The 19,613-nt window shown below is 44.5% G+C and carries 19 protein-coding genes; 8 read left to right on the top strand and 11 right to left on the bottom strand.

Annotation, left to right across the window (positions count from 1 at the left end; genetic code table 11):
- From BCU12_RS22380 to gmhB, 4 genes are all read right to left on the bottom strand, one after another.
- The coding region (locus BCU12_RS22380) for a glucose PTS transporter subunit EIIB (RefSeq protein WP_157939900.1) at positions 1–397 on the bottom strand (397 nt) is incomplete at its 3' end.
- Positions 398–577: 180 nt separating this feature from the next.
- Positions 578–1,525, bottom strand: a complete 948-nt coding sequence (gene treR / locus BCU12_RS22385; RefSeq protein WP_102406888.1) for a trehalose operon repressor TreR — start codon at positions 1,523–1,525, stop codon at positions 578–580.
- A gap of 76 nt (positions 1,526–1,601) precedes the next feature.
- Positions 1,602–1,946 carry an MliC family protein gene (locus tag BCU12_RS22390; protein ID WP_102406890.1) on the bottom strand — a complete coding sequence of 115 codons (345 nt, stop codon included), beginning with the start codon at positions 1,944–1,946 and terminating at the stop codon, positions 1,602–1,604.
- 92 nt (positions 1,947–2,038) lie between these two features.
- A complete protein-coding gene (gmhB, locus tag BCU12_RS22395) occupies positions 2,039–2,590 on the bottom strand; it encodes a D-glycero-beta-D-manno-heptose 1,7-bisphosphate 7-phosphatase (RefSeq protein ID WP_102406892.1) in 552 nt (183 codons plus the stop codon).
- Between the two features lie 214 nt (positions 2,591–2,804).
- On the opposite strand from gmhB, the gene metN reads away from it, so the two are divergent.
- From metN to BCU12_RS22410, 3 genes are all read left to right on the top strand, one after another.
- Positions 2,805–3,839: a methionine ABC transporter ATP-binding protein MetN gene (metN, locus tag BCU12_RS22400; protein WP_102406894.1), complete on the top strand. Its 1,035-nt coding sequence runs from the start codon at positions 2,805–2,807 to the stop codon at positions 3,837–3,839.
- The gene (locus BCU12_RS22405; protein WP_102406896.1) at positions 3,829–4,521 is read left to right on the top strand and encodes a methionine ABC transporter permease; all 693 of its coding nucleotides are present in this window, start codon (positions 3,829–3,831) and stop codon (positions 4,519–4,521) included. Before metN ends, BCU12_RS22405 begins: the two co-directional genes overlap by 11 nt.
- Positions 4,522–4,664: 143 nt before the next feature.
- Entirely contained in the window at positions 4,665–5,474 is an 810-nt protein-coding gene (locus BCU12_RS22410) for a MetQ/NlpA family lipoprotein (RefSeq protein WP_102406898.1), read from the top strand.
- A gap of 173 nt (positions 5,475–5,647) precedes the next feature.
- On the opposite strand, the gene BCU12_RS22415 is transcribed toward BCU12_RS22410, so the two are convergent.
- Positions 5,648–6,436 carry a Zn-ribbon-containing protein gene (locus BCU12_RS22415; RefSeq protein WP_102406900.1) on the bottom strand — a complete coding sequence of 263 codons (789 nt, stop codon included), beginning with the start codon at positions 6,434–6,436 and terminating at the stop codon, positions 5,648–5,650.
- A 79-nt stretch (positions 6,437–6,515) separates the two neighbouring features.
- Positions 6,516–7,061 carry a SecY-interacting protein gene (syd, locus tag BCU12_RS22420; protein WP_102406902.1) on the bottom strand — a complete coding sequence of 182 codons (546 nt, stop codon included), beginning with the start codon at positions 7,059–7,061 and terminating at the stop codon, positions 6,516–6,518.
- A gap of 114 nt (positions 7,062–7,175) precedes the next feature.
- Here syd and queF point away from each other — a divergent pair, with 114 nt between their 5' ends.
- From queF to xni, 5 genes are all read left to right on the top strand, one after another.
- A complete protein-coding gene (gene queF / locus BCU12_RS22425; protein WP_102406904.1) occupies positions 7,176–8,021 on the top strand; it encodes an NADPH-dependent 7-cyano-7-deazaguanine reductase QueF in 846 nt (281 codons plus the stop codon).
- 13 nt (positions 8,022–8,034) lie between these two features.
- Positions 8,035–10,302, top strand: a complete 2,268-nt coding sequence (locus tag BCU12_RS22430; RefSeq protein ID WP_102406906.1) for a hypothetical protein — start codon at positions 8,035–8,037, stop codon at positions 10,300–10,302.
- 117 nt (positions 10,303–10,419) lie between these two features.
- Positions 10,420–11,985: a GGDEF domain-containing protein gene (locus BCU12_RS22435; RefSeq protein ID WP_102406908.1), complete on the top strand. Its 1,566-nt coding sequence runs from the start codon at positions 10,420–10,422 to the stop codon at positions 11,983–11,985.
- 214 nt (positions 11,986–12,199) lie between these two features.
- Positions 12,200–13,576, top strand: a complete 1,377-nt coding sequence (ppnN, locus tag BCU12_RS22440; protein ID WP_102406910.1) for a nucleotide 5'-monophosphate nucleosidase PpnN — start codon at positions 12,200–12,202, stop codon at positions 13,574–13,576.
- Between the two features lie 115 nt (positions 13,577–13,691).
- The gene (gene xni / locus BCU12_RS22445; protein ID WP_102406912.1) at positions 13,692–14,459 is read left to right on the top strand and encodes a flap endonuclease Xni; all 768 of its coding nucleotides are present in this window, start codon (positions 13,692–13,694) and stop codon (positions 14,457–14,459) included.
- A gap of 188 nt (positions 14,460–14,647) precedes the next feature.
- On the opposite strand, the gene rlmM is transcribed toward xni, so the two are convergent.
- From rlmM to thiI, 5 genes are all read right to left on the bottom strand, one after another.
- Positions 14,648–15,739, bottom strand: a complete 1,092-nt coding sequence (gene rlmM / locus BCU12_RS22450) for a 23S rRNA (cytidine(2498)-2'-O)-methyltransferase RlmM (RefSeq protein WP_102406914.1) — start codon at positions 15,737–15,739, stop codon at positions 14,648–14,650.
- A complete protein-coding gene (locus BCU12_RS22455) occupies positions 15,736–16,134 on the bottom strand; it encodes a DUF423 domain-containing protein (RefSeq protein WP_102406916.1) in 399 nt (132 codons plus the stop codon). The genes rlmM and BCU12_RS22455 overlap by 4 nt, the downstream gene beginning before the upstream one ends.
- Positions 16,124–16,798, bottom strand: coding sequence for an alpha/beta fold hydrolase (locus BCU12_RS22460; RefSeq protein ID WP_102406918.1), 675 nt, complete (start codon positions 16,796–16,798; stop codon positions 16,124–16,126). Before BCU12_RS22460 ends, BCU12_RS22455 begins: the two co-directional genes overlap by 11 nt.
- Positions 16,791–17,699: a transcriptional regulator GcvA gene (locus BCU12_RS22465; protein ID WP_102406920.1), complete on the bottom strand. Its 909-nt coding sequence runs from the start codon at positions 17,697–17,699 to the stop codon at positions 16,791–16,793. The genes BCU12_RS22460 and BCU12_RS22465 overlap by 8 nt, the downstream gene beginning before the upstream one ends.
- A gap of 445 nt (positions 17,700–18,144) precedes the next feature.
- Positions 18,145–19,593: a tRNA uracil 4-sulfurtransferase ThiI gene (thiI, locus tag BCU12_RS22470; protein ID WP_102406922.1), complete on the bottom strand. Its 1,449-nt coding sequence runs from the start codon at positions 19,591–19,593 to the stop codon at positions 18,145–18,147.
- Positions 19,594–19,613 lie beyond the last annotated feature (20 nt).

Raw genomic sequence — 19,613 nt, forward strand, 5'->3', positions numbered from 1 at the left:
CGTTACGGAACCCGAGAATCAAACCACCCGTGATAATGGCAGGCAATAATGGAACAAAAATTTCAGCGAGATGAGAAATGCCACGCTCTAGGATATTCATGTTTTGGCGAGCAGCCAGTTTCGATTCATCTTTAGACGCTTCCGACTTTCCTGATAGGTCAATCAGAATCGCATAAACCTCATCCACCTCAGTACCAATCACAACCTGAAATTGGCCCGCATTGGTAAAACACCCTTTTACCAGGCTTAACGCCTCTAGAGCCGCTGTATCTGCTTTTTCTGTGTCGTTTAGTACGAAGCGAAGTCGTGTTAAGCAGTGACTGACACTGGCAATATTGTCGCTACCACCGACCAGTTGTATAAGACGCGCTACGTCTTGTCTCGCTATCTTGCTCATATCCTTATCCACCTTTTGGAGTATCACTCAAGTTCGTTTCAATCTATGGAAACAATAAATGGGAACATTCCCATGAATTAATGTGCAGTTTGCCAGATCGAAAACCAAACAAAAATGGGAACAGTCCCATTAATTGAGTAGGATCACAGTATAATTTTAATTCAAATAGAAATTAATGGGTTACGAAATAACCGGGGGCTGAGTGATGTGAACAAGTTCCGAATCGCCATTTATATGAGATATCAGAAGGTTAGCAGCCTGTTGGCCAGCAAGAGTATAGCCAGGATCGATACTGTGAACTTTAGGAAATAAGAAAGAGAGAAGTTCATTTCCCCCCACACCGGTGACCATAACATCTTCACGACCAAGTTCTTGCAGCTTCTTGATAACGCCAAGCGCTAACGTATCGCTGGCGCAAACTATCGCCTGTGTTGAATCGGTCAACACCTTGTCTGTCAACTGATAGGCGCTTTCATGGTGTAATTGCCCAGTTTGATAGTTGGGCGAACGCTGATGATCATGACACCAAGCCAGATACGCATCTAAGCGGAGTTTACCCGTCGTTTTATCACTCGGATCAACACCAATAAAGGCGATCTCACTCAAGCCAAGATCCACTAAATGCTGCAAGGCATGCTCAATGACACCGTGATTGTCGTAGTTAATCGAAGAGGTAACCTCTGTATCCATCGCAATCACAACCGATCTTCCCTGCCAGATGCCTAATTTTTCGGTATCAAGATCGGAGAATCCAAACACAATGACGCCATCGACATTGCGTTTTTTCAGCACGTCTAGGTGCTCATTGGTTTTTTCTCTGTCGAACTGACTCTCCATGATCACCGCGTCATAGCCCGCTGCGTAGATCGTGTTGAGCATACTGCCCACCGCTCTATTCTCTGATGGAGAATCAAGACGAGAGATGATGACCCCAACCACTTTTTGGCTTCCACCACGCATTGATTGCGCCGACTTAGAGGGCACGTAACCTGACTCTCTGATGATCTGCTCCACTTTCTCGCGTGTCGCAGGCTTAACCTTGGGATCATTAGTTAGCACGCGTGAAACCGTCGATTTACCGACGCCCGAAAGCTTAGCGATATCATGAATGGTGAGTTTTTTGGTCATACTTATCTGAAGGTAGAGGCAAAAGAAAATCGTATCGGTAAACTTGAAGGCTTACCGATACCACAAGGCTTATAACTTATTGTGTTTTACAGTTTTTGTAAACTTGCTGATGATACTCTAAGCGAGCGTCATCGGCTTTGGTTCGCAGCGTAATTGGGTTTTCAACGTCTGCTGTCCCATCATTCAGAATGTACCTCGCCCCAGAGCCGGAGCGAATACGAATCAACGCGTACTCCTTGTCAACAACACGTAAAATGGCAATGTCACTGTCTGGTATATACGCAACATCAAAATATTGTTCAGACTCACATTGATATGCGTGGAACAAGCTCTCATCTACGTTCATGTCACCATGAGTCGATTGAGAACACCCCACCAAAACAAAGCCTAACATTGTTAAAACCGTCAGTCGTTTTAACATAGTAACCTCCTACCTTTTACTCGCTTTTCTCACTGTTACTTTTCGTACAATAAACAAGACAGGACAAACAAAAAAGGCCGCTAGGCGACCTCTTATTTCGATAGATAGGCAGGAACATCTCTTATGCTATCGAGCACGGTCGTGGCTAAGGCTTCACCTTTGTCCGTCACAGGCTTTCCTGTACGCACTAGAATTTTAGTGCCAACTTCCGCCGCCTCGGCAGCCATCATATCTTCGGCTTTATCTCCGACCATGACTGACTTAGACATGTCTATCTTTAAGAAGTCTCGAGCAGAGATAAACATACCTGGCTTTGGCTTTCGGCAGTCACACTCTTCTTTGTATTTCCCAACACCATGTTCAGCATGATGCGGACAGTAATAGAAACCATCAAATTCGACACCATGATCAACAAAGTTCCAATCCATCCACTGAGTCAACGAAAGGAAACGCTCTTCATCAAACATGCCGCGCGCAATACCTGATTGGTTAGTGACTAATACAAGCATATACCCCATATCCTGAAGTTGCTTAGTCGCTTCGAAAACGCCCTCAACAAATTCAAAAGAATGCTCATCATGGACATAGCCATGATCAATGTTAATCACGCCATCTCGGTCTAAAAACAATGCAGGTTTGGCCAAAATAAATACTCAATCTTCTTAATATTGTGAGGAATTATCGCACGCTTTATTTCTTTCATCACTATCTAATTACTTTTGATACTAGAACAAACGAACGTTTAGACGTCTAGACGTAAAAATATCTATTGACTTGATTCATTGAACACCATAGCATCCACTACTAAATGAGATACAGTTCAAAATATTATTCTGTTGTCCCTGCACAGGAAAGAAAATGATTGAGATAAATCAAGTAAATAAGGTTTTTTATCAAGGCACTAAAGAGATAGTGGCGCTAAAAGACATTGACCTACACATTGCTCAAGGCACCATTTTTGGTGTGATTGGCTCGTCAGGTGCAGGGAAAAGCACCCTGATTCGCTGCGTAAACATGCTTTCCGCACCAACTACGGGCTCTATTATTGTTGATGGTGTTGACCTAACTCAGCTAAGTAAGTCTGAGCTGAGTGAAGCGCGCCGTAACATTGGTATGATCTTCCAGCACTTCAACTTGCTCTCTTCTCGCACTGTGTTCGATAACATTGCACTGCCTCTCGAGCTTGCAGGTCAAAGTAAAGAACACATTGAAAGTAAAATCAGTGAATTGCTAACACTGGTTGGCCTAGCAGATAAACGCGACACCTACCCTGCCAACCTAAGTGGCGGTCAGAAGCAGCGTGTCGCGATCGCAAGAGCGTTAGCCTCAGACCCTAAAGTACTGTTGTGTGATGAGGCGACCAGCGCTCTTGATCCTGCAACAACACAATCCATCCTAGAACTACTTCGTGAAATCAATAACAAACTGAATATCACGATTCTTCTCATCACCCACGAGATGGATGTAGTCAAGGGAATCTGCCATGAAGTCGCCATTATTGGTGATGGAGAGTTGGTTGAAAAAGGCACGGTTGGCGAAATTTTTGCTCACCCTAAAACAGAACTTGCGCATCAATTCATTCGTTCAACACTCGATCTTACGATTCCTGAAGACTATCAAGTTCGCCTTCAAGAAACACGCGTCGAAGGGAGCTACCCATTAGTTCGTTTAGAATTTACCGGCGAAACGGTCGATGCGCCTCTAATGTCTCAAATTACCCGTCAGTTTGACATTGATGTCAGCATTTTAAGCTCAGATCTGGATTACGCGGGCGGTGTAAAATTCGGCATGATGGTGGCTGAATTCTTTGGTAACGAACAAGACGACAACTCAGCAATCGAATTTTTGCGCGAGCATAAAGTAAAAGTAGAGGTACTCGGTTATGTCCTTTAATACCAGTTTTTTAGCAACTGTAGCGGATTGGCTAAACCTAAATGGCAACCTGTTGCTTGGTGCGACATGGGAAACCATCTACATGGTCGGCGTTGCCGGTATCGTCGGGTTTGGCGTAGGCATTCCACTGGGTGTTATTTTGCACACGACCAAAAAAGGTGGCTTGCTGGAAAACACCAAGCTTAACGCCATTCTTGGTGCCATTGTGAACATTGGCCGTTCTGTCCCGTTCTTGGTTCTGATGGTCGCGATTATTCCCGTCACCAAATTGCTTGTGGGTACCTTCATTGGTACAACAGCTGCGATTGTTCCACTAACGATTGGCGCGATTCCATTCGTGGCTCGCTTAATTGAAGGGGCCCTTTTAGAGGTTCCGACTGGTTTGGTTGAAGCCGCGCAATCAATGGGGGCAACACCGACACAAATCATAACGAAAGTTCTACTACCGGAAGCACTGCCGACCATTATTAACGCGGTCACAATTACTCTTGTCACTCTTGTCAGTTATTCAGCGATGGCGGGAACGGTTGGTGGTGGTGGTTTAGGTGATGTCGCCATACGTTACGGATTCCACCGATATGATGTTGTCATCATGGGCGTCACGGTCGTTATGTTAATCGTACTGGTGCAAATCATTCAATCGATTGGCGATACGATCGTTCGCCGCGTCGATCATCGATAAAAGCCAGTCATCAATAAACAATTTACAGATAAAGTAATTCACAGATAAAACACAAAAAGACAAATTCCCGTGAGCATTCTCAAATGCATCGTCATTGAGAAGCCGCGAAAACAAGATTTTCATTTTTTGATAAGGAGATAATCATGAAATTTAACCTTAAAGGTTTACTAACTATCGCAGCAGCAGCTTCTGCTCTTGTTCTTTCTGGTTGTGGCGATAAAGCAGCGGATAGCAGCAAGATTAAAGTGGGCGTTATGGCGGGTGCAGAAGCTCAAGTAGCTGAAGTTGCAGCGAAAATCGCTAAAGAGCAATACGACCTAGATGTTGAACTCGTGACGTTCACAGACTATGTAACGCCAAACGCGGCGCTGGATGATGGCTCTATCGATATCAATGCATTCCAACACAAGCCATACCTAGATCAGCAAGTGACAGACCGTGGCTACAAAATCACGATTGCTGGTAACACGTTTGTATACCCGATTGCTGGTTACTCAAAAGAAGTGGACTCTGTTGAACAAATCGCTGATGGCGCTCGCATTGCCGTTCCAAACGATCCAACTAACCTAGGTCGCTCTCTGCTTCTTCTTGAGCAACAAGGTCTTATCACACTTCGCGAAGGCGCTGGTCTACTCGCAACCGTTCGTGACATCGTGACTAACCCGAAAAACATTACAATTGTTGAGCTAGATGCAGCACAACTACCTCGCTCTCTTGATGATGTGGCGCTGTCTATCATCAATACAACTTACGCGAGCTCAATTGACCTAACACCACAAAACGACGGTATCTTCGTTGAAGACAAAGAGTCTCCATACGTAAACCTGATCGTTTCTCGTGAAGATAACCTAGACGCTGAAAACGTGCAGAACTTCGTAAAAGCGTACCAAACTGAAGAAGTGTATAACGCAGCTTCTGAAATCTTTAAAGGTGGCGTTGTTAAGGGTTGGTAATCACCCATAGCACATAAGTTTTATTAAGAGGACGAGCGCGTCTCAGCGTGTTCAAACTCAATAATTCAATGCATAAAAAAGCCGATATTTTCCACTATTACAGTGAGAACCTATCGGCTTTTTCTTGTCTGAAGACCTAGCAATCCTAAACCGTATACTAGGGGAGCAGCGTCCTAGTTATGATAGGTTTTGATTTGATCCCAAGAGATATTTGACACAATACGGCAGTCATCGCACTTAAAGTGGAACATCTCATGTGCTGGCTCATCAAGTAGCCATTCACCGCCACATTTGGGGCATTTACGCTGCTTCTCTTTCTCTAGGCTCTCACCGCCTACTCGGTACTGATAGTAGTACGTCGGAACTTGTGTGAGGTATTCTATGCGCCCTCTCAAATCCCAGCCGCGACGAAACAGCAAGCTATCCACATCACAGATTTCTTTTTGAGTGGCGTATTCGGCTTTGCAGCTGCCTGCCATTTGGATTTCATCACACGCTTGCCACTCTGTTTGCCATTTGATCAGCGCTTTATGATCACCGTTGAATGTCGCCGGATTGCGATACAATGGGATGGGCAGCAAGGTTTCTCCACTTCTCAGTGGTGAGCAGGTATGAACAAACGTGGTGTAAAGGATTTGCCAACTTGGCTTCTCTTCTTCTGCGGTTTCTTCTGAGTTTAGATCTCGGCCGAGCAATCGCATTTTGGGTGCCAATAGGCTCGCGTTAGATAAACGATTAATGCACACCTTTACAAAATCAGAGTGGTGTTTCGGGTGTAAACTGTCTTCTTCAGGGCAAACAACACGTACGAAAAACTCCCCCTCCCCCATAACGATAGGGAACTCTCTTCCCAGCACTTGCCCGTTATACCGCAAAGCATCCATCAGGCCATTTACCGCCTTATCTACCGCACTCACGGTCGTGTTATCAAAGCATTCAAATTGCAGTTCAACAACGTACATTATTCAGTCCAAAGCAAAAATTGATTCCTGAAAGTCGGAATCTAAAAATAGTGAGATAGTGTGTGACTTGTAGCCGGGCCTACACTTCAGGTTCCAATTTCGTTAAAAACTCAACAATGTCTTCCGCTAATACATCGCGTTTATCGGTTCCTAACCTTTCAAGGATGACGTTCCCAGACAGGTTACAGATGGAGATAACGTCCAGTTCGGCGTCAGTGGCCGCAATAAAAACCGTTGGCTTTAATTTCAATCGGCGCTGAGTCACTAGGTGGCCAAGAATATTCTCCTGCAATAGAACGAAGTCGTCATCGCTCCATACTTGCAAAAGAGTCAGCTCATTACCGTCCCATTTAGCATTCATGTCAGCGCTGTATTGGCTACCATAAAAGGTCTTGATGTCGTCATGAAGAGTGAGTTCAATGCCATTTTCAACATTGGTGAAATCTGCACTTTTTTCTCGTGGATACGCTTTCCATAGCACACTGTCTTCTAATTTTTTCTCGACACAAGGTGAGACTAGCTCATAGAGGTCTTCATTTTTAGGAAGAGAGTCATGCGCAGCTTGATACGCCTCTAAATACCTTTGGCTAAAAGAGAAAAGCGCTTGAGCGGTATGAGAAGTCATTATTGTCTCCAAATTATGAGTAAGCGATTACCCAAGAACAAGTGCATCATTTAATGACAGTTCGGTGGGGATTGCGTAAAATTCTCGCCATTCTAATCTAATTTAAGACAAAGTATGAGCAAATATTCTGATGCCAAGGAGCTTGCGGGCCTGACGTTAGGCCAAAAAACGCAATATACCAATCAATATGATGCGAGCTTACTGCAACCTGTGCCGCGTAGCTTGAATCGTGATGACTTGAACCTTGGTGATAGCCTTCCATTTCTAGGCTGTGATATTTGGACTATGTACGAACTCTCTTGGCTCAATAGCCGAGGTTTACCTCAGGTCGCTGTGGGCGAAATCGCCATACCAGCCACTAGCCCGAATCTCATCGAATCAAAGTCGTTCAAGTTATACCTGAATAGCTTTAACCAAACCAAATTTGACGATTGGGCAGCCGTTTCGAAGCGCCTACAAGCGGATCTTTCTGCTTGTGCTGGTGAGTCGGTCACATTGAATATTTTTCCTGTCACGGATTACAGCGGACAAACCATTGTATCGATGAAAGGTGATTGTATTGATGAACAAGACGTCGAAATCAATAACTATGACTTCGACGATACACTGTTAGCAAACTCAACCAGCGACGAGGTGGTTGAAGAAGCACTGCACAGCCACTTATTAAAATCGAATTGCCTGATTACCAACCAGCCAGACTGGGGAAGTGTTGAGATCCAATATCAAGGTCAAAAAATCAACCGCGAAGCTCTGCTACGATACATTGTCTCTTTTCGTGAGCACAATGAGTTTCACGAGCAGTGTGTCGAGCGCATCTACACCGATATCATGAAATATTGTAAGCCGACTCGCTTAACGGTTTATGCACGATACACAAGACGCGGTGGCTTAGACATTAACCCTTATCGTTCATCTGACAATTCAATGCCCGCTGATAACAAGCGAATGGCGCGTCAATAAGGAATATTACCAAATGCTATTTATGCGCTGGATGAGAGCTTTTTGCTTCATCGTTTGCCTATTTTCAATATCTGCAAACGCTACTGTCTACTCGTCAGCAACACTAAACGAAGCCAGTAGCTCTCTCGATATTGTGCCAGCGCAAGCAAAAGCGCTTACGTTGAACTACCTAAGTCAGCGTAAGCTAATCACGGATCCAAGTGAAAATCCCTCCGCAATGAATCGCGATGAAAACGACAGCACGTTGCGAACACCTGCCAGCACCATCGACGCACTGACGATTCTCGCTCAAGCAGAATATAAGTTAGGGAATACAACCGCCGCTTTCACTCACCTTAATGAAGCCTCTCAACTTGCTGAAAAATATCGACTGCACTACCTCTCTTTGAGTGTAAAACTGCAACATACTGAGTTGGTATGGCTTCAGTCTCGTCAATCTGACAAAGCCAATAAAGCGATTGAAGATATTCAGTTAAGGTACACAGACATAAAGCACGCCGATCAATTTGCCCGCGTCATCTATTATCGAATCTTTATGCTTAAAGCCAAGATCGCGTCTTACGACGGGAAAATCGACCTTGCTAACCAATATTTTGAAAAGGTAAAGCCGTACGTAGATTCGCTGAAATCGAAATCGACGTACATCAACTACCACATTTCAGTCGGCGAACACTTTCTCAATCATAAGCTGTATAACCACGCGCTTTCGATGCTATTGATCAGTTATTGGCAAGCCATTGAGGATAACTCTAGCGCGCAACTTGCCGCCGTTAATCGACTATTAGCTCGACTTTTCTATGAACGAAAAGTCTTTGACATCGCCTTGAGGCATTTATCTCAAGCCGCTGATTTTTATGACAACTATCAGAGTTCAACGGTTTTAGCTGACGTTCTAAAACAGATGGGTGATATCTACTTTCAACAATCCAAATACAACCTGGCGTTGGTTCACTATTTCAACGTGATTGACCATGAAAGAAAGGTCAACAAGATTGAAAATGTCATCGATATCAGGCTGTCTCTTGCAGCAACCTATTTGCAGCTATTCAACTTCTCATTAGCAGAGCAATATTTAAATCGCGCTGAAAACCTGCTCGAATACGCAAGCATACCGACATTAAAAGCAGAGGCTCTGCTGCTGAATGCCGGCCTTGCCTACCATAAATTAGAACCCAAATTGGTGTACGCCTACGCAAATGAGGCTCTGGAACTTGGCGTGGAACTGAAAGACATTGCCATCCAATCAGAAGCTTATCAGATGCTGTATCTTGGTCATGAACAGAGTGGAGAGTTAGACAAATCTCTGGAAAACTTAAAGCAATACAACTCGCTTTCTCGCATTCAGCAGCAGTCTCTTAACCTTATTAACGAAGAAGCTTTTCGTCAGCAAAAAGAGTTTGTTGAACAAACATTACATCTAGCCGGACAACAAGAAGAACTCATAGAGATCAATAATAAGTTCGTGGAATCAAGACGAATATCGTGGGCACTGTTCACGATTGGTGTACTAATTTTCATCGTGTTACTTCGTCGCGGGTATGTCATCCAGAAACTGACGATGGACAATAAATCGCTCAGTGATGCGTTATCGACCCATTCGCGCTCAACACTGCCTAACCTGCGCATGCTCAATGACTCTCTGCCAACCGCACTTGCGCAAACCTCGCAGCAGCTAGAGCAATGGCAATTTGGAGAGTTGATCTATGAACCGCTCAACGACCGACTCAAGTTTGTTCTGATTGATATTCCATTTCTTAGAAATATGTATCTTCAAAATGGTTACGAAGACGGGCTAAAACTCGAAGAATCTTTTGGCCGCTTCCTAAAAACGAAGATCGCACCACCTGCACGGATCTACCACTTTTCTGATGCAAATTTGCTTTACATCGAACCACAAAATAAAGACAACACTGACCCAGAGTACATATTTAATAAGGTTCAAGGTTGGTTACAAGAGTTTGAATCTGAGCAGTCTCTCACCCAGATAGTTAGGATAGGCATTGCTGATTATCCCTTCTTACCAAGAGCCTACACGGCGATAAATGACAAGGAGCTGATCGATCTCCTTCTGATGTCAACGAGTGTCGCACGCACGCTCAGCATGAAAGAACATTCAAGCCAATGGGTCTATTTAAAGGCCATTGATAATGCGCCAGCGGCCAGCTTAGCGACCGGAAATATCCGCAAAGCCTGCAAACATGCAATAAATCAAGGCTTAATAAAGGTCCATTCTTCTTACAAGAATGAGGACAGCATCAAAAAATTATTAAAAGATGGGTAAAAGCTGCGCGTTCAAGCCTTTGTTTCAGTGACGTATTGAATTATTTTGTTATTATCGATGAAATAGTTAATAAGATCCTATTTGATCTTCATGTAATGGATTTGTAGTTAAGATTTCATGGGCGTTCTCGAAAAAGAAATAGAAATAGAGCTACTTCAGCTGAAAAGAGAACTTGAACAAGTTCGTTTGACACAACGAGATTCATCGTTCAAATTTAGAAGAGAGCAAAACGTTCTTAAGCGTATAGTTGCATCTCTCAGTTATGCCTGTGGTGAAGAGAATTCAAAGCTAAGCAGCAACCTAGCCGAGTTACGACATTCGCTTGAGCAACAAAAAGATATCAGCACGCTAATACCCAAACTTGCCGTATTGGAACGAATGCTGAAACAACAGACGTTGGCTATGGAAAAAAAGACGGTTCAACTTGATTCTCAAGTCAAGCATAGTGGAGAGACACTCTTGCGCGTTACTGGGCTACCGCCTAGGCTAAAACGCGACCTAAGAGATCTACTGAGCTACTCAGGAGCACAAAAGTCGAAAGGCTCAACTCATGCTCTGCAACTTCTTGCCATCTATGAACGTTCCATCAAAATCATCACATCCAATCCTGATACCGCGTTAACCGAAATTAACAGCGCAGCTGATAAAGAACTATTGGCTCGTTTATCTGATGAACTTCAGCACGTAATCACAGAGCTAGACTTCGAAGGGGAATCTGGAGATTTACTGACCGATATCCGCGCGAAATTATTACTCGGCGTTTCGACTCAATCACTATTAGAACTGACTTTACAGGTTCTAAAGCTTGTTATTGATGGAACCAACTTTGAACGTAAGACATCGGAACAATTCTTAGAGCAAGTGAATTCATCGCTCTCCTCGACGCTAAAAAGTGCAGCGCAGAGTGTTGACCAAAGCCAAAGCTACTTTGAACAACGACAAGAGATAAACCAAGAACTGGATGCACTCGTCGTAAAATCCAAGTCCACCGTTAGCGATTCAACCGATCTTCAAGCATTAAAACAAGAGATGAATCCTCTATTATCACAACTCGCTTCGTTGTCAGAGCGATTGAATCATGCAGAAGAACGCGAGCAGGCCCTGATCGAACGCATGGGTTATGGTAAACAACAGCTAGAAGCACTATCAGGTTTAACTCAAGATCATCGTCGTCGCTTAGAAGACCAGGCACAACGTATGCTGCTCGATCCATTAACTAAGGTTTACAACCGCACGGCCTTCAATGACCGAATGGAGCTAGAGTACCGCCGCTGGATCAGAGCACAACACAACTTGAGAGTTGTCCTCTTAGATATCGATAAATTCAAAGCGATTAACGATAGTTTCGGCTATGTGGCGGGAGACAAAGCGCTCAAGATTATCGCGCGAACCATCTCTAAAGAGATCTCTGATACCGATACTGTTGCGCGATACGCCGGTGAAGAGTTTGTATTGCTGCTTCCTGAGCACACGGATAATGAATGCTACAAAATCATTCAAACCATTCAAAGACAAGTCAGCAAGTTACCCTTTAAGTTCAAAGACAAAAACATCACGATTACACTATCCGCCAGCAGCACATTGTTTAAAGACGCTGATACACCTGAAGAAGTACTGGATCGCATCAATCGTAATCTTTCAGAAGCCAAGAATTTGGGCTCAAACCAAATCGTTTGGAAATAGCGCCACCACCTTCTATTTTTCGCTCCAACCAGCGAATCCAATTTTTATTAACATCGACGCTTACTTTCTTTTCCCTTCTATTCCTAACTCTGTAACACGTTTTTAATGATTTAATGTTTTCAAATAGTTATATCGTGAATTTCTTTGCTAAGATAATGAGTACACCTTACTTTTCTTCAGGTGTGTCTATTTCTCTACTAGAAAGGAGGCGATTATGATTACTCATATTAGCCCTGCAGGCAGCATGGATCTGCTTTCTCAACTTGAAGTTGAGCGCCTTAAAAAAACAGCCTCTAGCGATCTTTATCAGCTATATCGAAATTGTACTCTGGCAGTGCTGAATTCGGGCAGCCATACCGATAACTCCAAAGAGCTACTTGAAAAGTATAAATCCTTTGATGTAAACGTTGTTCGCCGAGAGCGCGGAATAAAGCTAGAGCTAAGCAACGCACCTGAACATGCCTTTGTCGACGGCAACATTATAAAAGGGATACAAGAACATCTATTTTCTGTCTTGCGTGACATCGTCTACGTGAATATGCACCTCGCAGACAACCAACGCCTGAACCTCACCAATAGCACCCACATGACCAACCTTGTATTTGGAATATTGCGTAATGCGGGCGCACTGACACCGGGTATCGAACCTAACCTTGTCGTCTGTTGGGGTGGACATTCAATCAATCCAACAGAGTATCAATACACTCGTGAGGTTGGACACGAACTTGGTTTGCGTGAGCTTAACATCTGTACAGGTTGCGGGCCTGGCGCAATGGAAGGGCCAATGAAAGGCGCTGCGATTGGCCACGCTAAGCAGCGTTATGAAGAGCGTCGCTATCTTGGATTAACCGAGCCATCCATTATTGCCGCAGAGCCACCCAACCCGATTGTGAATGAACTGGTGATCATGCCTGACATTGAAAAACGTCTCGAGGCGTTTGTTCGCATGGCGCATGGCATCATCATTTTCCCTGGTGGCCCAGGAACAGCGGAAGAGCTTCTGTATATTCTGGGGATCATGATGCACCCAGATAACGCTGAACAACCACTCCCAATCGTACTCACTGGATCCAAAGAAAGTGAGGCGTACTTCCGCTCCATTGATCAGTTCATTGGTGATACGTTGGGTGAAGAAGCGCAAAAACACTACCAAATCGTTATCGATGATCCAGAAAAAGCCGCGCAAATCATCAGTCAATCGATGCCTGACGTTCGACAATATCGAAAAGAGACTGGCGATGCCTACAGCTTTAACTGGTCTCTTAAGATTGCACCTGAATTTCAACTTCCTTTTGAGCCTACTCACGACAGTATGGCGAGCCTTGATCTTCACCTGGATCAACGCCCTGAAAATCTTGCAGCGTCACTGCGACAGGCGTTTTCTGGAATTGTCGCGGGTAATGTCAAAGCAGAAGGTATTCAAGAAATTGAACGCCATGGGCCATTTACCATCAATGGCGATGCCGTGCTGATGAAGAAAATGGATACCTTACTCAATGATTTTGTTGACCAGCATAGGATGAAACTGCCGGGCGGTTCTGACTATGTGCCTTGCTATAAAATAGCGACGGGTGAAGAGGGCTTTAAATAACGGTAATGGTAGATTAAACAAGCCACTCTCATCAGTGTTAAGCGCTGCAAGTGTGGCAATCTACCTCTGATTCATTACAATAAGGGCTGATTAAGCCCTTATTTTTTGGAACGTTATGTCTATACACCTAGTGATCATCGATGCGCTGAACCTCATTAGGCGCGTCCACTCTGCGCAACCGGATCCTGCAGACATAGCCAGAACCATTGAAACAACCAACCGTACCCTAAAACGCATTATTAATGAGACGAACCCAACTCATATCATTGCGGTATTTGATCACCACTTACAAGATAGAGGTTGGCGCGCGGAAGTTCTGCCAAAGTACAAAGAAAACCGAAAACCCATGCCTGAACCTTTAATGCATGGTTTAGATAAAATCCAGCAAGCGTGGTGGGAACTCGGTATCGACTCGCTGCTGTCTGATGGTGATGAAGCTGATGACTTAGTTGCGACACTGGCCGTTAAGGTTGCAAAGCATGGTGAGAAGGTCACCATTATCTCTACGGATAAAGGCTATTGCCAACTGCTCTCTCCTACCCTGCAAATCAGGGATTACTTTCAACATCGCTGGTTGGATGAACCTTTTATTGAACAGGAGTTTGGCGTAAAGCCGAGTCAACTGGCAGACTATTGGGGGCTAACCGGCATTAGCTCAAGCCAAGTGCCAGGCATTCCAGGTGTAGGGCCGAAAGCAGCGAAAGAGATCCTGACTCGGTATCCTGATATTGAGCAAGCGTATCTCGCAGAGGATCTTCCGGCTAAGTATCGTAAGAAGTTTGATGAACACATCGAGTCTGCCCGTACCTGCAAAACCGTGTGCGCATTGAAAACCGATATTGATCTAGGTTTTAACCTTCAAGATCTGAGATTCGGCTCTTAGACACGATAAATCTCTTATTTAGAGAGCCTTCTCAAAACAAGAGTACTCTCTCGCTGTCAGGCTTAAAGTCTTTATACAACAGCCAACAAAAAGCCCATCGCGCTTCCTATGTGGAATGTTTGACGGGCTTCTATCAACAGTACCTAACAACTTTCGTTCACTTTACTGCTTAACTTATTGCGCTATCGCTAGTGTGGAGAAATGTTCGATAGACACTGCAGGTGAACCGTTATCTCTTCGCGATCATGGTAAAGATGTTTTGCTTGCAGCCTGTATTTCACGTCATTTTCGCTCAGGAACTGCTTTAAGTTTTCAATATCTTGCAATACTTCATCATAGCGACCTTTCATTGGCAGCTTGAGGTTAAAGATTGCTTCTTTCGCCCAGCCACTGATGATCCATTCGCCCATCAACTGAGCCACACGAGATGGTTTTTCAATCATGTCGCAGATTAACCAAGTGATATTCTTACGGTCAGGTTCAAATTTAAAGCCATCCACTTGGTGGTGCTTAACCTGTCCGGTTTCCATTAGGCTATCAGCCATCATGCCGTTGTCCACAGAGTGAACAAACATAGAGCGCTTCACTAATTGATAAGTCCAACCACCCGGACACGCGCCAAGATCGACACCCCACATGCCAGAAGCCAATCGCTCATCCCACTCATCGCGAGGAATGAATACGTGGAACGCTTCTTCTAGCTTCAATGTTGAGCGGCTTGGTGCGTCTGCTGGAAACTTAAGCCGTGGGATCCCCATAAAGAACTGAGAGTTATTATTCGGGTAAGAATAGCCAACATAACAGTGACCTGGCGCCACAAAGCAGATATGCAGCACAGGTTTCTTAGGGCTGTCTTTGGTAAACAGTAAACCCTTTCCGCGCATCGCTTGACGCATCGGCACGGTGAACTTTCGACAGAACTTGAGTAGCTCTTTCGCTTCATTGGTGTCTGGCGTTTCAATACGAATATCGCCACAGCGAGGGAAACCTTCCACGTCGCTCAACTCATTAAGAATTGGAGAGATACGATCTTCGCTTGGTAACTCAGTCAGTTCAGCAGCAACCGCGAACATCTGGCGAGCAAAAATAAGCGTTTGAAAATCGATCGCTTTGATAAGCTTAGCGGCATCGCCATCTTGGTAACACTCAAAAACGACGTAACCGGTATTTTTCTTTACGCGAGGAAAGCCATACACCTCTAAGTGATTCGCCTTATCTTGAATTTCACCTGCACACTCTTTCTCAAAACCAGAGCGGCAATAGAGCATTACGTATTTCACTTGTTAACCTCTTTTAACTGTAGTGCGGCGACAGTAAAAAGCCCCCAGCCGATGATAAAGAGTAGTCCACCAAACGGTGTAACGGGTCCAAACCATTTAATTCCGGTGAGTGCTAGCGCATAAAGACTGCCACTAAAACAAAGGATGCCGATAATAAAGCAAATTGCAGCAAGGAAAAAATACTTTCGCGCTTTTTGACTAATATTTATCTGGATCAAAATGGCGCAAAGTGCAATGGCCAATGTATGGATGAACTGATACTGCACTCCAGTCTCGAACACCCCAATTAGGTAAGGCGCTAGCATCGATTTCAGGCCATGGGCGGCGAATGCCCCTAAAGCCACTGATATCAGCCCTGATAAGCCACAAAATGTAAGTAATGACTTACTTCGCATTGTATGTCCCTTCCTGTGTTTTGTTGTCTAGATGCTGCTTACTCACCTCAAAGATGAACTGACTGAGCTTCTCGACCGTTATTGCAATGTTCTGCTCTTCGGTAAAGCCCGATCGCTTACGAGGCTTTAAGCTATGATCACCATCAGGTAAAAACTCAACGTGAATACTTTTAGAGAGCTCAAATTCATCGAACTCTTCTCGTTTTCCCATCGTATCGCGCTCGCCTTGTAATATCAGACAAGGTTTATCGAGCGTCGCTAAATGCTCACCTTTGTATTTTTCCGGCTTACCTGGCGGGTGAAATGGGTACCCCAAACAAGCAATGCCAGCAACCAAAGGCTCCTCAGCGAGAAGGCTTGCCATGCGCCCCCCCATCGATTTTCCGCCAATCACAACGGGCTTATTCGTTAGCTCTAAAATGACCTCTCGATAGGCATCTAGCAACTTAGGTGCGCGATCGGGTGGGCGTCTCTTCCCATCTTCAGCGCGTTTCACCATATAAGGGAAATTAAAACGAACCACTTTAATACCATTATTTGCTAAGCCTTTGGCAATCTGTTGCATGAAGTCATGACTCATGTCGGCGCCAGCACCGTGGGCAAAAATAAACAGTGGCTTTGACTCACTCGCTTCTAAATTCTCATCGACAAGAAAACTACTCATCTAAAAATACCTCTTGTTCACTTTGTGCTTTCGCTAGCATCCAATCTCTAAAAGTCGCAATGCGCCCCATGTCCGCCTGTTTATCATGACAAACCACATAAAATGCATTCTTCGTTACAAACTTCTCATCAAACGGGGCAATTAAGCGCCCAGCTTCAAGTTCAGGTTGTGCCAGTACATTATTGCCAAGTGCAATCCCCTGCCCGTGTGCAGCGCCTTGTAGCACCATCGTTGAATGGCTAAAGATTGGGCCATGATTAACGTTGACTCCCTCAAGCCCATATTGCTTTGTAAACTGCTTCCAATCCTTTCGAGACGTATCATGAAGCAAGGTATGCAACTTGAGATCTTCCAGTGTCTCTAGAGGCTTGCTGCCGAGCAGTAATGCAGGGGAACACAGTGGTACGAGATATTCTTGATACAGTTTATCGGCACGTAGCCCTGGCCAATTTCCACGGCCATAGTAGATAGCCACATCGACATCATCCGTCAGAGAGCCGTCATCCATATCCACGGCTTTGATTCTGACATCAATATCTGGCTGCTGAAGGTTAAAATCGGCCAACCGAGGCACCAGCCACTGAATAGCGAAACTCGGTTGAAGGCTGATCGTTAATGCCCCCTTTTCACTTCGTTCTAAAACCTTGTCTGTCGCTTCTGCGAGTGAAGAGAAGATGTCCTTTATATCGAGGAAGTAACTTTGCCCCTCTTCCGTCAATAGAAGTGACCGATTTCGACGACGAAAGAGCTTGAGACTCAAAAATTCTTCTAATGACTTAATTTGGTGACTCACTGCGGCCTGAGTGACGAATAATTCCTCGGCGGCGCGAGTGAAACTTAGGTGCCGAGCGGCGGCTTCAAACACTTTTAACGAGTTAAGCGGTGGCAATCTTCTGGACATAGAAACACTCAAAAGTATGGATTAGTTTTTTTAATCTGAAACATTATAAATTGTCGATTGCCTAGCGGCCAGAGAAATTCTATATTTCACCCCGCAGCGCTAGCCTGAACGGCTTGATTCTCTCTAGAATCAATTGGCTTAGCAATGCAATGTTGTGTTTGCAAACTCGGATTTCGAGTTAGGTAGATTTCTACCAACATTTTGTATTGGTTACCCAAGGACAAAATCAACTTCCTGTATTTTTGACCTGTCTGTCAAATTATCTTTCACCGCCTTTATGGCGGTGTTTTTTTATCTAGCAAACCTTCCTGTACTGTTTCATTTCGAATCACAGCCCTTCGTGGATGCATAAAAAAACGCGAACCGTATAAATACGATCCGCGTTCTAAAGCAATGAATAGCGACTGAGCAGCATTATTACAATGGCTCAATCAACTTGAAAACGCTATGGGCGATAAACCTTAACGTTGCTATAACCTTGCTCTTGTAAATACAGTGCCTGTAAACGGCTCATCACGCCGCGGTCACAGTACAGTAGATATTCTTTAGATTGATCCAAGTCGCCAAACTTGCTACCAAGCTTAAAGAAAGGAATGTGCTTCACTTCAACGCCGTCAATCTCTAGAGGATTACCGTCTTCCTCATCTGGGCTACGAATATCAAGTACAATCGCGCTGCTGTCAGCTTCTTGCACATGCTCAACTTCAGGTGCCGCTTTTTCGCTTTCTTTCGCAATGTCACGAATGTCCATCACACGAGCATTCGTCACAACATCGTCTAGAATAGAGAAATCGAACTTCGCTTCTTCCGCTTCCAGTTTCGCTTTGACGGCTTTAACCGTTGGCTTCTTAGAAATCACACCACAGTACTCAGGCATCGTTTTCGCAAAGTCTTCAGTACCGATGTCACGCGCCAAATCGATGATGTCTTCTTTGTCCCAGTTAATCAGTGGGCGAAGAATCAATGTGTCTGTGACGTTGTCGATGTGACGAAGGTTGGTCAGTGTCTGACTCGAAACTTGACCAAGGGCTTCACCCGTCACCAAAGCTTGAATGCCAAACTTCTCAGCAACTTGACCCGCCGCACGCATGAACATGCGCTTGAGCACCACGCCCATTTGACCGTCAGCGACCTTCTCTAAAATCTCACCCACAACAGGATCGAAATCAACGGAGATGAATTTCACTTTTGCTGAAGAGCCGTACTTGTTCCAAAGGTAGTACGCGACTTGTTTTACGCCAATCTCATGAGCAGGACCACCAAGATTGAAGAAACAATAATGCACCTTAGAACCACGTTTAATGTGTAAGTAGCTTGATACACCAGAGTCGAACCCACCAGAAATCAGACTCAATAGGTCTTCTTGAGTTCCAAGTGGAAAACCACCTAAACCTTTATGACGAGCGATAACCTGATTGAGTTTTTCATTGGCGATTTCAACCTTGACCGTCACTTCAGGCTTAGTCAATTTAACCTTCGCACTCTCAACCGCTTGATTAAGACCACCACCCACATAACGTTCTAGTTCAATCGATGTAAAGTCATGCTTACCGCGACGTTTTGCGCGTACAGAGAACGTCTTGCCTTCAATGTTCGGGCGATTCAATTCAAGCACTTGCTCGTAAATGTCGTGCAGATCTTTAAATTCAGACTGCTGAACTTCGAGCGAATGGTGAATACCAGGCGTTTGAGTTAATACCTCAAGCGTCTCTTTATAGTATTCATCGGTTTGCCCCGATACTTCGATATGGTCACGTCGGTTAAAAACCGCCACAGACTCAGTACGACTCTGTAGAACGTTACGAATATTACACTCTAGAATCCTTGTGAAGCGCTTGCGCACCGAATCACTTTTTACAAAAATTTCTGGATGGGGCTTTACAATAAATTTCATACTTCACTTCACAAGTTAAT

It is taken from the genome of Vibrio sp. 10N.261.55.A7, from assembly GCF_002877365.1.
Lineage (GTDB): Bacteria > Pseudomonadota > Gammaproteobacteria > Enterobacterales > Vibrionaceae > Vibrio.